The sequence below is a fragment of the Halomonas rhizosphaerae genome (assembly GCF_030010555.1).
Lineage (GTDB): Bacteria > Pseudomonadota > Gammaproteobacteria > Pseudomonadales > Halomonadaceae > Halomonas > Halomonas rhizosphaerae.
In genome coordinates this window covers 25,567-40,559 of record NZ_JASCQP010000026.1, presented here as the reverse complement: position 1 = coordinate 40,559, position 14,993 = coordinate 25,567, and the positions used below count along the sequence as shown (strand labels likewise).

At 70.4% G+C, this 14,993-nt stretch carries 12 protein-coding genes; 9 read left to right on the top strand and 3 right to left on the bottom strand.

What is annotated here, in order from left to right; translation table 11 throughout:
• Positions 1-64 precede the first annotated feature (64 nt).
• The 3 genes from QLQ83_RS10300 to dbpA all read right to left on the bottom strand — a co-directional run bounded on the left by QLQ83_RS10300 (position 65) and on the right by dbpA (position 4,581).
• A complete protein-coding gene (locus QLQ83_RS10300; RefSeq protein WP_282735440.1) occupies positions 65-2,056 on the bottom strand; it encodes a putative bifunctional diguanylate cyclase/phosphodiesterase in 1,992 nt (663 codons plus the stop codon).
• Between the two features lie 162 nt (positions 2,057-2,218).
• A complete protein-coding gene (locus QLQ83_RS10295) occupies positions 2,219-3,121 on the bottom strand; it encodes a PA4780 family RIO1-like protein kinase (RefSeq protein WP_282735439.1) in 903 nt (300 codons plus the stop codon).
• 65 nt (positions 3,122-3,186) lie between these two features.
• A complete protein-coding gene (gene dbpA, locus QLQ83_RS10290; protein ID WP_282735438.1) occupies positions 3,187-4,581 on the bottom strand; it encodes an ATP-dependent RNA helicase DbpA in 1,395 nt (464 codons plus the stop codon).
• Positions 4,582-4,874: 293 nt separating this feature from the next.
• Here dbpA and QLQ83_RS10285 point away from each other — a divergent pair, with 293 nt between their 5' ends.
• The 9 genes from QLQ83_RS10285 to QLQ83_RS10245 are packed head-to-tail and all read left to right on the top strand — an operon-like array spanning position 4,875 to position 14,981.
• On the top strand, positions 4,875-5,126 hold the full coding sequence (locus QLQ83_RS10285) for a HypC/HybG/HupF family hydrogenase formation chaperone (RefSeq protein WP_282735437.1): 252 nt from the start codon (positions 4,875-4,877) through the stop codon (positions 5,124-5,126).
• Positions 5,119-5,484 carry a hydrogenase maturation nickel metallochaperone HypA/HybF gene (locus QLQ83_RS10280; protein WP_282735436.1) on the top strand — a complete coding sequence of 122 codons (366 nt, stop codon included), beginning with the start codon at positions 5,119-5,121 and terminating at the stop codon, positions 5,482-5,484. Before QLQ83_RS10285 ends, QLQ83_RS10280 begins: the two co-directional genes overlap by 8 nt.
• A gap of 10 nt (positions 5,485-5,494) precedes the next feature.
• Positions 5,495-6,283: a hydrogenase nickel incorporation protein HypB gene (gene hypB, locus QLQ83_RS10275; RefSeq protein WP_282735435.1), complete on the top strand. Its 789-nt coding sequence runs from the start codon at positions 5,495-5,497 to the stop codon at positions 6,281-6,283.
• Positions 6,284-6,286: 3 nt separating this feature from the next.
• On the top strand, positions 6,287-9,784 hold the full coding sequence (gene hypF / locus QLQ83_RS10270; RefSeq protein WP_282735434.1) for a carbamoyltransferase HypF: 3,498 nt from the start codon (positions 6,287-6,289) through the stop codon (positions 9,782-9,784).
• The gene (hypE, locus tag QLQ83_RS10265) at positions 9,785-10,813 is read left to right on the top strand and encodes a hydrogenase expression/formation protein HypE (protein ID WP_282735433.1); all 1,029 of its coding nucleotides are present in this window, start codon (positions 9,785-9,787) and stop codon (positions 10,811-10,813) included.
• Between the two features lie 49 nt (positions 10,814-10,862).
• A complete protein-coding gene (locus QLQ83_RS10260; protein WP_282735432.1) occupies positions 10,863-12,029 on the top strand; it encodes a 4Fe-4S dicluster domain-containing protein in 1,167 nt (388 codons plus the stop codon).
• A complete protein-coding gene (locus tag QLQ83_RS10255; protein ID WP_282735431.1) occupies positions 12,026-12,859 on the top strand; it encodes an FAD/NAD(P)-binding protein in 834 nt (277 codons plus the stop codon). The genes QLQ83_RS10260 and QLQ83_RS10255 overlap by 4 nt, the downstream gene beginning before the upstream one ends.
• A gap of 2 nt (positions 12,860-12,861) precedes the next feature.
• Positions 12,862-13,683 (top strand): NADH-quinone oxidoreductase subunit B family protein, encoded by an 822-nt coding sequence (locus QLQ83_RS10250; RefSeq protein ID WP_282735430.1) that lies wholly within the window; start codon positions 12,862-12,864, stop codon positions 13,681-13,683.
• Positions 13,680-14,981: a Ni/Fe hydrogenase subunit alpha gene (locus QLQ83_RS10245; RefSeq protein ID WP_282735429.1), complete on the top strand. Its 1,302-nt coding sequence runs from the start codon at positions 13,680-13,682 to the stop codon at positions 14,979-14,981. Before QLQ83_RS10250 ends, QLQ83_RS10245 begins: the two co-directional genes overlap by 4 nt.
• Positions 14,982-14,993 lie beyond the last annotated feature (12 nt).

Genomic DNA, 14,993 nt, shown 5'->3' with positions numbered 1-14,993 from the left:
GTAGTCCATAAAAAAGCAAAGGCTCGTGATGATGACGTGTCACCACAGCACCAAGAGATCACAGCTAGCCCCCAAGCCCGATGCCTCCGGCTGCGGTATCGTGGTAGTCCATCCGCGACCAGAGACTGCCCTCCAGAAGGTCACAGCCTTGATGACGCAGATAATCGGCCTGGGCACGGTTCGTCACACCACTGGCTACAACCGCCATGCCGAGTTCCTGGGCCAAGAGGATGGCGGAACGGATGATCGCCTGATACGAGGGATTGTCGAGGCACCTCGAGATGAACCGCTCAGGTATCTTGAGGCTGTCGAAGGGACAGCCGTTGTCGAACTGTCCGAGGACCGACTGACCGTTGCCGAACTGGTCGATGGCCAACCTGATGCCCAGGGCTTTCAACCGCTGGAGGATGTCTTCGCTGCGCAGCGGGGCGCTCATCAGGCCACTCTCGGTCAGCTCGAGCTCCAGCATCTGGCCAGGAAGACCGCTGCATGAAAGGGCCTGCGCGACCCGCTCGACGAGTCCCTCCCCCTGCAGTTCGGCATTCGATACCTGCACCACCACGTACAGCTCGACGCCCGCATCGAACCAGGCGCGAGCATGTCGACATGCGCTCGAGAGCAGCCAGCGACCGATGGCCGCGACCTCACCGGTTGCTTCGGCGGCCGCCATCCAGCGCGCCTGCCCGATATCACCGAAGCGACTCGAGTGCCAGCGGGGATGAACCGACACGGCCACGACCTGGCCGCCATACGCACTGATCAAGGGACGATAGTGCAGCTCGAGCTCCCCGCGGGGCAGGGCCTCACGCAGGGCGGAGGAGAGCAGCGCAAGGGGGGCCGGATCCGTGTCATCGAGCAGCGCCGTCGAGAAGAGCTGGTACCGGCGAAGCCCGAGGCGCTGGGCACGACGCCTGGCCAGGTTGGCGTGTCGCATCAACGCCTGGACGCTGTCCCCATGATCGGGAAACAGACTGACGCCAATGCAGCAGCTCGTGAAGACCTGCTGGCCATCGAGCTCGACGGGGGAACTGGTCCAATCGAGCAGGCGCTCGAGGATCGGCCACAACGCTTCTGTGCTCACAAAGCCGGGTAGCACCGCTACCATCTCATCACTGCTGAGCCGGCTGACAATGGCATGACCGCCCAGGCAGCGCTTAATGCGCTGCGCGGTCTCATGCAGGAAGTAATCGCCCATTTCCAGTCCCAGCGAATCATTGATCGCCTTGAGCTGGTCGATGTCGATATGCAGCACCGCGACCTTGCCCCTCAGGGCGGTGGGGGCGGCGATGAAGGCCGCCAGCCGCCGTTGGGCATACTGACGGGTCGTCAGTCCGGTCACCCCGTCGTGGAGGGCATGGTCGGCCAGGTCCATCAGCATAGCGTTGCTTGATGCCTGAACCGCCTCCAGCGCGGCCTCTGCCTGCAGGCGAGAAGCATGTTCGCGGCGCAGTGCCGACGCTTGCTGTTGTAGACGAGAAATCTCGCGCAACTGTTGACGCGGCGCCAGACAGCTGTAGCGCTCGGCCGGCACCACATGGGAGTGGTGATCGCAGATCGACTCGAAGGCACCTTGGGCATCGTCGAAATGCTCTAGCGCATAGCTGCACAGCAGGGTCAGTGGCATGCGGTGGCAAGCCGCGTGCCAAAAGGCCTCGAGACGCACCGCCGCTTCGTGATTGCCCTCCGCGCACAGCAGGTTGACCAGTTCGCCGAAGGCACGGGTGGGCAGGGGCGCCCAGGCGGCGATATCGGCGAGGAGATGCGCTTCGAACAGGGTCTCGTCCGGCATGCCATCCAGCATGATGGTCTGCAGCATCGTCTGGGCATCGTGTGTCACCAGTTGCCCGCTGGCAAGGGCCGCGCCGGTGTCCAGGCCCGACGCCTCCAGCCGCTGCAGCACCGCCGCCAGGTGAGGGGCCGTCAACAACACCACCAGGCGTTCTCCGGCCTCGGCACCGACCTTGAGATAATCGGCCACGACCTCGGCGAGAAAGGCGTCGTCCTCATAGAACTGGACGACATGATCATGGGACTGGCACTGAGCGGCGACGGACACAGGCGACCCTTCCACGACTGGGACATGTCACTCGATCAATTCGCCCACATCAGCTTTATTAACACGACAAGACGTGAATCGATCGAAGTATTGTTTGATAGTTCGACCATCCCTAGGTATCACGCCCTGGGCCAGCAGTCAAAGTCGCATCCGTAATGCATGTTACCGCTCGCCGTGGGACTCCCGCCAGGCCTCGGCGGCCTCCTCGACGCCTGGCTCCTCGTCCCGGGACAGCGCGGCACGCCGCTCGGCCTCCTCCTCGCGGACGTCGTCGATCACGGTCATCAGCTCGTCCACGTCCACGGTACTGGTGTCGTGCTCGAAGCAGCCGGTCAGCTGGCTGTCAGGGTGCAGGTCACCAGCCTCATAGAGCGCCCAGATCTCCTTGCCGTAATCGGTGGCCAGTAGCTCCGGGGCGAAGCGGCCGAAGTAGCGGCGCATGTTGTCGACGTCACGCTCGAACATCATCTCGGCACTGTTATTGCCGGCGGCATCCACCGCCTGGGGGAGGTCGATGATCACCGGGCCATCGGCGGAGAGCAGCACGTTGAACTCGGAGAGGTCGCCATGGATCAGGCCGGCACACAGCATGCGCACCACGTCCCCGATCACCTTGGCGTAATGGGCCCGGGCCTCGTCGGCGGTCAGGGTCACGTCGTCCAGCCGCGGCGCGGTCAGGCCCTCGGCATCGGTGATCATCTCCATCAGCAGCACGCCGTCGACGAAGCCATACGTTTTGGGCACGCGCACGTCCGCCGCCGCCAGCCGGTAGAGGGCATCGACCTCGGCGTTGAGCCAGGCCTGCTCCTGCTCCTTCTGGCCGTAGCGGGTCTTCTTGGCCATCGCCCGGGACCGGCGGCTGTTGCGCTCCTTGCGTCCCTCCTGGTACTGCACGGCCTGCTTGAAGCTGCGCTGCTTGGCCTCCTTGAAGACCTTGGCACAGCGCCGCTCGCCATGGGAGCGCACCACGTACACCTGGGCTTCCTTGCCGCTCATCAGCTGGCTCTCGACCGCGTCGATCAGGCCGTCATCGACCAGCGGTTGCAATCTCTTGGGTATCTTCATGTCACCACGTTGGCATAGAACCCGTCGGCTGGGTATCCCGCGGGCGTATCACGTTTTCCTTCCGGTCAGCGGCTGATGCGGCGGGCACGAAAGGTGCGCCCCTTGAGCTTGCCGTTGCCCAGCTGGTCGAGGGCCGCCGCGGCGACGTCGCGCCGCACGGCCACGTAGGCGCTGTTGGCGAGCACCTTGATCTTGCCGACCTGATCCCCGGCAATCCCCCCCTCGCCGGTCAGGGCACCGAGGATGTCGCCGGGTCGCAGCTTCTGCTTCTTGCCACCACCGAGCTGGAGGGTCGCCATGGCGGGGTGGAAGGGCTGGCGCTCCAGCACCGGGCGTGAGGGCAGCGGCTCGGTCACGAGCGGCTCGCCGAGCAGCTCGGCGAGCCGCGCCAGCCGGTAGTCCTCCTGCTCGGTGAGCAGGGTACAGGCGGTCCCCGAGCCGCCGGCCCGGCCGGTGCGGCCGACACGGTGGACATGCACCTCGAGCTCACGGGCGATGCGGTAGTTGAACACTGCGTCCAGGGCGTCGATGTCCAGTCCGCGCGCGGCCACGTCGGTGGCCACCAGGATCGAGGCGCTGCCGTTGGCGAACAGCACCAGCAGGCGGTCGCGGTCGCGCTGCTCCAGGTCGCCGTGCAGCGCCAGTGCACTGAAGCCCGCGTCGTTCAGGGCCTCGGCGACCTCGTCGGTCTCGCGCTTGGTGTTGCAGAACACCACGCTCGACGCGGGACGAAAGTGCAGCAGCAGGCGGCGCAGCGCCTCGAAGCGGGCCGACTCGTCCGCCACCCGGTAGAAGTGCTGGCGGATCGTGGTCGCGTCGTGGGGCTCGGCCACCTCCACGCTGACCGGCTCGCGCATCAGCCGCTCGGCGATGGGCCGGATGCCCTCGGCATAGGTGGCGCTGAACAGCAGCATCTGGCGGCTCGCCGGGGTCTCGTCGATAATCGCCTCCATGGCCGCCTGGAAGCCCATGTCGAGCATGCGATCGGCCTCGTCCAGTACCAGGGTCTCGAGCGCCCCCAGGGCCAGCGAGCCCTTGCGGAGGTGCTCCTCCACCCGCCCCGGCGTGCCGACGACGATGTGTGCGCCATGCTCCAGCGATGCCAGTTGCGGCCCCAGCGGGGCGCCGCCGCACAGGGTCAGCACCTTGACGTTGGGCAGGCTGCGCGCCAGGCGGCGGATCTCGCCGGCCACCTGGTCCGCCAACTCGCGGGTCGGGCAGAGCACCAGCCCCTGCACCCGGGAGTCCGCCACCGACAGCCGCGACAGCAGCGCCAGGCCGAAGGCGGCAGTCTTGCCCGAGCCGGTCTTCGCCCGGGCGATGACGTCGCGGCCCGCCAGCATGGGCGGCAGGCTCTCGGCCTGGATCGGCGTCATGGCGTGATAGCCCAGCGAGGCGAGGTTGGCCAGCAGTTCCGGCGCCAGCGACAGCGTGGCGAAATCGGGAGAGGAATCAGACACGTGAATAGACCTGCATGAGAAGGTGGGCACCGGGACGGGGCGCGAGGAGGGCGGGAGCCGTCGGGCCGGGACCGTGGGAGCGAAAATGGAGACGGGCAGGATAGCAGAAAGCGGCGCACATCACCCGATTCGCTGGTGCCGTCACGACCTTTCGGGCACGCCTCACCGCTGGCTTGCCCCGCTTACGGACAGGGCCATGTCTCAACGGCGCCCATCTTCTATAGTCAGTGGCAGGGCGGGCGCATGCCACCCGCGACCATCACGCCACATTACGAGGGGGCTCACCGCGGATCATGTGCCTGGCGATTCCCATGCAGATCACCCGTATCGACGGCGACACGGCGCGCGCGGCCTCCCGAGGGATCGAGCGCGACATCGACCTGATGCTGGTCCAGGACCAGGCCCTCGCCGTGGGCGACTTCGTCATCGTGCATGTCGGCTACGCCCTCCAGCGACTGGACCCCGAGGATGCCCTGGCGACCTGGCGGCTTCTCGACGAGATGGACGATGCCACCCTCGCAGAGGCGGACGACGGACGTGCATGAGCTGAGCCTGTGCCGCTCGCTGGTCCGCCAGGCCAGCCGGGTAGCCGCCGAGCATGGCGCGCTGCGCATCCGGCGCGTCAGCCTCCGCATCGGGCCGCTCTCCGGGGTCGAGGCCGCGCTGATGCGCGAGGCCTTTCCGCTGGCCAGCCGCCATACCGCCGCCGAGGGTGCGCGACTGGAGATGGCCAGCTGTCCGGTCCGGGTGCACTGCCCCCGCTGCCGGCAGGAGGCCGAGGCCAGCGTCAACGACCTGAGCTGCCCGCGCTGCGGTCACTGGCAGACCCGGTTGACCGGTGGCGACGAGCTCCTGCTGGTCAGCGTCGACCTCGCCGACACTTCCCTTCCTCCGACCGCATAGGAGCCTCATCGTGTGCCAGACCTGCGGCTGCGCCCTTCCCGATCACTTGCAGCACGCCTCGAACGAGCACGACGTCCACACCGTGGAGGTCCTGGAGGGCCTGAGAGCCCAAAACGACGAGGTCGCGCACCATAACCGCGAGCACTTCGACCGCAACGGGTTGCTGGTCATCAACCTGATGTCCTCGCCCGGCGCCGGCAAGACCAGCCTGCTGGAGGCCACTATCGAGGCGCTGGGCACTCGCTACCGACTGGCGGTGATCGAGGGCGACCTGGAGACCGAGAACGACGCCCGGCGCATCCGTGCCAAGGGCGTTCCCGCCGTCCAGATCACCACCGGCAGCGCCTGCCACCTGGATGCCGCCATGGTGCACCGCGCGGCTCATGCGCTGCCGCTGGAGGCCCTGGACCTCCTGTTCATCGAGAACGTCGGCAACCTGGTCTGCCCCGCGAGCTTCGACCTGGGCCAGCATGCCAACGTCACCCTGCTCTCGACCCCGGAGGGCGACGACAAGCCGCTCAAGTACCCGGTCATGTTCCGCGCCAGCGACTTGGTCCTGATCACCAAGACGGACCTGCTGCCGGTCCTCGACGACTTCGACGTCGACGCCGTGGCGGAGCACATGCACCGGCTCGCCTCTGCCGCCCCGGTGATGGCGCTGAGCAGCCGCTCGGGACCGCTCGACGCCTGGCTGGAGTGGCTCGAGGCGGGCCTCGCCGAGCGGCGCCGACCGGCCTTCCGCCCGGCGCCTCACGCCGAAGGCGCGCGCCTCCTGTCTCCCCCCCGGGGCCTCGCCTGAGCCATGGCGCTCCCCACCCCCGGCGAGTGGCTGGACCGGATCCGCGCCCTGCCCCGGCCGGCATCGGGCCGCCTGCGGATCATGAACGTCTGCGGCGGCCACGAGCGCACCATCACCCATGCCGGCCTGCGCAAGGTGCTGCCCGACTACCTGGAGCTGATTCCCGGGCCCGGTTGCCCCGTCTGCGTCTGCCCCGAGGAGGACATCCATGCCGCGGTGGCCCTGAGCCTCGCGGACGACGTCATCGTCGCCACCTTCGGCGACATGGTGCGCGTGCCCTGCAATGCCCCCCGGCGGGAGCCGCGCTCCCTGCAGGCCGCCCGCGCCCTCGGCGGCCGGGTGGTCCCGGTCGCCTCCCCCGGCGAGGTGCTGACCCTGGCCCGCCAGCATCCCGGAAAGCGGGTGGTCTTCTTCGCCGCCGGCTTCGAGACGACCACGGCACCGATCGCCGCCCTCTTCTCCCGGACGGACCTGCCGGACAACCTGCTGCTGCTGCTCAGCGCCCGCCAGACCTGGCCGGCCATCGCCCACCTGCTCGCGGACGGCGCGCCGGGCTTCGATGCGCTGATCGCCCCCGGGCATGTGGCGACCATCATGGGCGCCGAGCAGTGGCGCTTCGTGGCCGAGGCGCACGGCCTGCCCACCGCCGTGGCCGGCTTCACCCCCGGCCTGATCCTAGCGGGCCTGCATGCGGTACTCCAGCAGGCGCTCGACCGCACCCCGCGGCTCGACAACGCCTACCCGCAGTGCGTCACCGCCGCCGGCAACCGCCGGGCACAGGCGCTGATGGGCTCGCTGTTCGAGGTCACCGACGCCGAGTGGCGCGGCATCGGCACCCTGCCCGATTCCGGCTACGGCTGCACCGCGACCCTGGCCGAACGCGATGCCCGCCGACACTTTCCCGAGGTGTTCGAGGCCGCCTACGCGCGACGCGGCGAGATGCCGCCCGGCTGCGACTGCGCCGAGGTGGTGCTGGGGCGCATCCGCCCCCCCCAGTGCCGACTCTACGGCAGCGCCTGCCGGCCCGAGAGCCCGGTGGGCCCCTGCATGGTCTCCGAGGAGGGCGCCTGCCGGATCTGGTGGAGCCATGGCGTCCGGCCGTCGCAGGAAGCGCCCGCGGGGCGGAACGCCGCCACCCCGGTCGACGCTGCCCCTGGTGAGACTGACCCTGGTGAGACAGCCCCGGTCGAGAAAGCCCCCGGTCAGGAGGCGCGACGCTGGGTACTGGCCGGCGTGGTCCAGGGCGTGGGGTTCCGGCCCTTCGTCCAGCGGCTGGCCAGCCGGCTGGACCTCGCGGGCCAGGTGCGCAACAGCGGCGGCAAGGTGGTGATCGAGGCCCAGGGACGCGCCGACCGCCTGGACGCCTTCGAGCGGGCACTGCTCGCCGAGGCGCCGCGGCTGGCGCGCCCGCGCCTCGCTCGCCGCGAGACGATCCCGGCGACGCTGAGCCCGCCGGACGCGGCCCCACCGTTCGTGATCCAGCCTAGCGACGGAGAGCCGGGCGGCGCGATCCACCTGCCATTGGACACCCCGGTGTGCCCGGCCTGCCTGGCGGAGGTGCACGACCCGCAGGACCGCCACCACGGCTACCCCTTCACCCACTGCGACCAGTGCGGCCCGCGCTACAGCGTGATCGAACGGCTGCCCTACGACCGGACGCGCACCAGCCTCAAGGCCTTTCCGCTCTGCCCCGAGTGCCGGCGGGAATACGACGACCCGCACAGCCGACGCTTCCATGCCCAGTCGATCGGCTGCCCACAGTGCGGGCCGCGGCTGACCTTTGTAGAGGGGTTCGTGGAGGGCAACCGGACGCTCACGGATCCCGAGGAGGCGCTGGCGGCCGCCATCGCGGCGCTGGCCGATGGCCGAATCGTGGCCGTGAAAGGGGTCGGTGGCTATCACCTGATGGCCGATGCCGGCAACCCGGCGGCCCTGGCGACCCTGCGCGAGCGCAAGCATCGGCCGCACAAGCCGTTCGCCGTGATGCTCCCGTGGCAGGGCGAGGACGGCCTGGACGCCGTGCGCCGGCATGCCCGGCTGGAGCCAGCCGCCGCCGAGGCCCTGCTTGCCGACGAACGGCCGGTGGTGCTACTCCCGCTGCGCGCCGACCACGGCCTCGAGGCGGGCCTCGCCCCCGGGCTCGACGAGGTCGGCGTGCTGCTGCCCTATGCGCCCCTGCACCACCTGCTGCTGGAGGCCCTGGCGCGCCCGCTGGTCGCCACCTCGGCCAATGTCGCCGGCGAGCCGATCATCGCCGACCGGGCCATGGCGGAGCAGCGCCTGGGCCGGGTGCCCGATGCCTTCCTGCACCATGACCGCCCCATCCTGCACCCCGTGGACGACGGCGTCCGCCGGCCCATCGCCGGCAGGGCGCGCCCGCTGCGCCCGGGGCGGGGCAGCACCCCCCTCGAGCTCGAACTGCCCTGGCGCCTGCCCCGGGCCCTGCTCGCCGTGGGCGCCCAGCAGAAGAGCACGGTCTGCCTGGCCTGGGATTCGCGGCTGGTGCTGTCGCCGCACATCGGCGAGCTGTCGGCGCTGCGCACCCAGCAGGCCTTCGCGCGGCAGATCGAGACCCTGACCAGGCTGTATGGCGTGCGCCCCGAGCTCGTCCTGCATGATGCCCACCGCGGCTACCACAGCACCCGCTGGGCCCGCGACAGCGGCCTGGCGTGCCGGGAGGTCGCCCACCACCACGCCCATGCCGCCGCGCTTTGCGGGGAACACGGCCGCTTCCGGGAGCCGACCCTGGTGTTCACCTGGGACGGTACCGGGCTGGGCCCGGACGGCACCCTGTGGGGCGGCGAGGCCCTGCTCGGCCGACCGGGGCGCTGGCGGCGCCATGCCTCGTTCGCGCCCTTTGCCCTGCCCGGCGGGGAGGCGGCCATCCGGGAGCCCTGGCGCCTGGCCGCCACCCTGGGCTGGCAGAGCGGCCTCGAGGGGCCGGTCGCCGAGGGCACCGATGAGGAGCTGGCCCTTCTGCGAGCGGCCTGGGAGCGGCGCCTCAACGCCCCCGCCTGTTCCGCCGTGGGCCGGCTCTTCGATGCCGCCGCGGCCCTGCTGGTCCCGATGCCCCGGGTCAGCCACGAGGCCCAGGCCGCCATGTGGCTCGAGACGCTGGCCGAGGGCGACGGCCAACCGCTCGAGCTCCCCCACCGACGCGACCCAGCCGGGGTGCTACGCTGTGACTGGCGCCCGCTGATCCGTCACCTCCATGACGCGCGCCTCGCCCCGTCCCGGCGCGCCGCGGACTTCCATGCCACCCTGGTCCGGGTGCTGCGCCGACAGGCCGGGGCGGCCCGGGACACCAGCGGGGTGGAGACCCTCGGCCTGACCGGCGGCGTGTTCCAGAACCGCCGGCTGACCGAGGCGGCCGTGGCAGCCCTGGAGGAGGACGGCTTCACGGTGCTGCTGCACGAGCGACTGCCCTGCAACGACGCCGCCATCAGCGTCGGCCAGGTCATGGAGTGCCTGGCCCGACGGTCACGGCACGAGGAGGAGTGAGTGACCCAGCCCGGCCCCGACACGGCCACCGTCACCCTGGCCCACGGCAACGGCGGGCGCCTCATGCGCCAGCTGATCGATGCGGTGTTCGTCCGCCAGCTGGGCAACCCCTGGCTGTCACCGCTGGCCGATGCCGCCGTCCTGCCCCCCTTCCCGGACGGCGACCATGAGCTGGTCTTCACCAGCGACGGAGTCACCGTGCAGCCGCTGTTCTTCGCCGGGGGCGACATCGGCAGCCTGGCGGTGCACGGCACCGTCAACGACCTCGCCGTCTGCGGGGCGACCCCGCGCTACCTGAGCCTCAACGCCTTCCTGGAGGAGGGGCTGCCGCTCGAGGAACTCGAGCGGATCGTCGCCAGCCTGGCCGAGGCCGCCCGGGCCTGCGACGTCCAGGTGGTGGCCGGCGACACCAAGGTACTGCCGCGCGGGCTCTGCGGCGGGCTCTACTTCGGCGTGTCCGGGATCGGCACGCGGCCCGCCGGGCTGGCCCTCGGCACCCGCGGCATTCGTGCGGGGGATGCGGTGCTGGTCAGCGGGCCGCTGGGCGACCACGGCATTGCCGTGATGCTGGCCCGCGAGGAATTCGGCCTGAGCGGCGACCTGGCCTCCGACAGCGCCAGCGTGCTGCCCCTCACCCGCACGCTGCTAACGATGCCCGGCCTGCGTTTCATGCGCGACCCGACCCGCGGCGGCCTGGCGACGGTGCTGCACGAGGTGATCCAGGCCACGGGGCTCGGCGTGACGCTCGAGGAGCCCCGGCTGCCGATCCGCGGCAGCGTGCGCAGCGTCTGCGACATGCTGGGCTACGACCCCCTCTATCTGGCCTGCGAGGGGCGGGTGGTGGCCATCGTGGCCGAGGACGAGGCCGACGAGGCCCTGCGCCGCTGGCAGGCGCTGCCGCAGGGACGAGGCGCGCGGCGGGTCGGCGCGCTCGACCCGCACCACGACCGGCTGCTGCTGGTCAACGAGTGGGGCGGCGAGCGCCTCCTGCAGGAGCTCGAGGACGACCCGCTGCCGCGCATCTGCTGAGCCCCGGCGGCACCGGCCACCTGAGAACCTTTGAACGGGACACGCCACCATGAAGGTACGGCACTTTCTCGCCCGCGAGCGCCTCCAGTCACTCCTCGACCGGCTGGTGGAGGCGGGCTATGAGGTCATCGGGCCCCGGGTGCGCGATCATGCCATCCTCTTCGAGCCCCTCACGACGGTGGCGCAGCTGCCTGTCGGGATCATCGACGACCAGGCCCCCGGCCACTACCGGCTCGAGCGCACCGATTCCGGACGCGTCTTCGACTGGGCCACGGGGCCCCAGGCGATCAAGCCGCTGACCTTCGCCCCTCGCGAGACCCTGTGGCGAAGCGAGCGCCAGCCCGACGGGCGCCTGGTGTTCCGCGAGCAGCCCCCCGAGGCCCAGCCGACGGCGGTCATCGGCGTGCGGGCCTGCGACCTCGCGGCGCTGGCGGTCCATGACCGCCACTTCCTGCATGACGCCCACCCGGACCCGCTCTACCGCGAGCGACGCCAGAACCTCTTCCTGGTCGCCGTCAACTGCATGCGCTCCGCGGCCACCTGCTTCTGTACCGCCACCGGGGACGGTCCGCGGGCACAGCACGGCTTCGACCTGGCGCTCTCGGAACTCGACGACGGCTTCGTGGTGGAGGCCCACACCCAGGAGGGCCAGGCCATCCTCGACACCCTGGAGACGACCCTGGCAAGCCATGACCAGCTCGAGCAGGTGGAGGCCGGGGTCGAGCGTGCCACCCGCCAGCAGAAGCGCGGGCTGCCCGACGCCTCGCTCCCGGAGATGCTGCAGGCGGCCGTCGACCATCCGCACTGGCAGAGCCTCAACGACCGCTGCCTGACCTGCGGCAACTGCACCGCGGTCTGCCCCACCTGCTTCTGCCAGACCCACGTCGACGAGCTCTCCCTGGACGGCCAGACGGCCAGCCACGGCCGGCAGTGGGGCAGCTGCTTCGACCCCGACCACAGCTACATCCACGGCACCGTCATCCGGGCCGAACGGCCCCAGCGCTATCGCCAGTGGCTGACCCACAAGTTCGGCACCTGGGTGGAACAGTACGGCCGCAGCGGCTGCGTGGGCTGCGGCCGCTGCATCGCCTGGTGCCCGGTGGGCATCGACGTGACGGAGGAGCTGGCCGCGCTGGCTGTGGCGCCCGACGACGCGCTGTCCAAGGCGCCCGGGGACGCGCCTCCCAAGGCACCCGACGGGGAGGACCCGCCATGACCAGCCCGCTGGTACCCCACGAGGCCGAGGTCGTCGGCCGCAGGGACGAGACCCCGGACATGTTCAGCCTGCAGCTGCGCTTCACCGACCCCGAGGTGCAGGCCGCCTACCGCTTCACCATGGGCCAGTTCAACATGCTCTGCCTGCCGGGCATGGGCGAGGTGCCGATCTCCATCGTCTCCGACCCAGACGAGCGGGCGATGATCGACCACACCATCCGCAAGGTCGGCTCGGTCACCCGCAACCTGGGGCGGCTCGAGGTCGGCGACCGGCTCGGCCTGCGCGGCCCCTATGGTCGCGGCTGGCCCACGGAGGAGGCCGAGGGTACCGACCTGGTGATCGTCACCGGCGGCCTGGGCTGCGCCCCGTCGGTCTCGCTGATCGAGTACGTCCTGCACCGGCGCGGACGCTACGGCCGGATGCATATCATCCAGGGAGTGAAGCACTCCAACGACCTGATCTGGCGCGATCGCTACGCCGCCTGGCGCCGTCACCCGGACGTCGAGGTCTACCTGACCGCCGACACCGGCGATACCTTCTGGCCCTGGCATACCGGCCCGGTGACCCAGTTCTTCGAGCGCATCGACTTCGACTCGGCGCGCTGCTCGGTCTTCATCTGCGGCCCCGAGGGCATGATGCGGGCGGTGATCAAGGCGATGCGCGAGCGCGAGGTGCCGGAAGAGCGGATCTGGCTCAGCATGGAGCGCAACATGCACTGCGCCATCGGCTCCTGCGGCCGCTGCCAGCTGGGGCCCAAGTTCGTGTGCCGTGACGGCCCGGTCTTCACCTGCCGGGAACTGGCGCCCTACCTGTCGCACAGGGGAGTCTGACCATGACCACCGGGACCCGCCGTCCACGCATCGCCGTGCACAAGTTCAGCTCCTGCGACGGCTGCCAGCTGGCCTTCCTCAACCTGGGCGAGCCCCTGCTGGCCCTGGCCGAGGCCGTCGATATCCTGCACTTCGCCGAGGCCGGGCCGGTCGACGAGGAGGCCGAGGTCGACATCGCCTTCGTCGAGGGCAGCGTGGCCACCTCACAGGACGCCGCGCGCCTGCACGGCATCCGCCAGCGCAGTCGCTACCTGGTCACCATCGGCGCCTGCGCCACCGCCGGCGGCATCCAGGCGCTGCGCAACCTCCACGACGCCGACGAATGGGTGTCCGGGGTCTATGCCCAGCCCGAGCATATCGACCTGCTCGCCGACTCGACCCCGATTGCCGAGAGCGTCAAGGTCGACCTGGAGCTCTGGGGCTGCCCGGTCAGCGGCGAACAGGTGCTCGGCGCCACCAAGTCGCTGCTGGCCGGCCACCTGCCCCGTGTCGACCACAGTGCGGTGTGCATGGAGTGCAAGCGCCAGCAGGCGGTGTGCGTGATGGTCGCCAAGGGCCAGCCCTGCATGGGGCCGGTCACCAGCACCGGCTGCGGCGCGATCTGCCCCCGCTGGCAGCGCGACTGCTACGCCTGCTACGGGCCCGCCGTGCAGGCCAACGTCTCGGCACTGGCCAGCCACCTGGCCGATACCGGCATGCCGGCGGACGAGGTTGCCCGGCGCCTGCTGTTCATCAACGGCCATGCCGAGCCCTTCCAGAGCGAGGGCCTGGACTGGCAGGCACGGGTCATCACGCGTCAGGGCCGCGAGGAGGAGCAGGGATGAGTCACGACACGCGAACCGGCGAGATCCATGTGCCCATCCTGGCGAGGGTCGAGGGCGAGGGCGCCCTGGACATCCGCATCGAGGCCGGCCGGATCGAGGCGCTGACGCTGCGGATCTTCGAGCCACCCCGGCTGTTCGAGAAGCTGCTCGAGGGGCGCAGCACCCAGGACGTGATCGACAGCGTGGCCCGGATCTGCGGCATCTGCCCCGTGGCCTACCAGATGAGTGCGGTGGCGGCGATCGAGTCGATCCTCGGCGTCACGCCCAGCCCCTGGGTGGAGGCGATGCGCCGGGTGATGTACTGCGGCGAGTGGCTGCAGAGCCACAGCCTGCACATCCACCTGCTGGCCGCCCCCGACTTCCTCGGGTACGACAGCGCCCCGGCGATGGCCCGGGACTACCCGGACGAGGTGCGCCGCGGCCTGCGGCTCCAGGGGCTCGGCAACGAGATCATCCGCACCTTCGGCGGCCGCTCGGTGCACCCGGTCGGCATCTGTCCGGGCGGCTTCTTCCATGCCCCCGACACGGCGGCCATGCAGACCCTTCGACAGCGCCTGGCGGAGGGCCTCGAGGAGGCCCGCGCGCTGATCGCCTGGGTCGCCGGCCTGCCGCTGCCCGAGGACGACCAGGACTTCGTCTCGGTCTCGCTGCGCCATGACCACGACTACCCCATCACCGCCGGCCGCATCGTCTCCGACCAGGGGCTCGACATCGCCCCGGCCGACTTCGAGCAGCACTTCCGCGAGTTCCAGGTCCCCCACTCCACCGCCCTGCACGCCCAACTCGACGGCCACCCCTACCTGGTCGGGCCGCTGGCCCGGCTCAACAACAACCTCGACCGGCTGCCCGAGGAGCTGCGACAGCGGCTCGACGACCTCGGCATCCCATTCCCCAGCCGCAACATGTTCCACAGCATTGTCGCCCGGGCGGTGGAGATGCATGTCGCCCTGGGCGAGGCACTGCGCCTCACCGAGGACTACGCCCCCGCCGCCGAGCCCCATGCTGAGACGCCCGCCCGGGCCGGGGTCGGCGTCGGCTGCACCGAGGCCCCCCGCGGCATCCTCTGGCACCGCTATGCGCTTGACGAGAGCGCCCGGGTCGTCGAGGCCCGGATCGTCCCCCCGACCAGCCAGAACCAGGCGCGGATGGAGGAGGACCTCGCGGCGAGCCTGACGCGCTTCGGCCTGGAGCGCGACGACGACGCCCTGCGGCTGCATGGCGAGATGGTCATCCGCAACTACGACCCCTGTATCTCCTGCGCCACCCATTTCCTGGACTTCAATGTCTTGCGAAAATAAGCCACGCGGGAA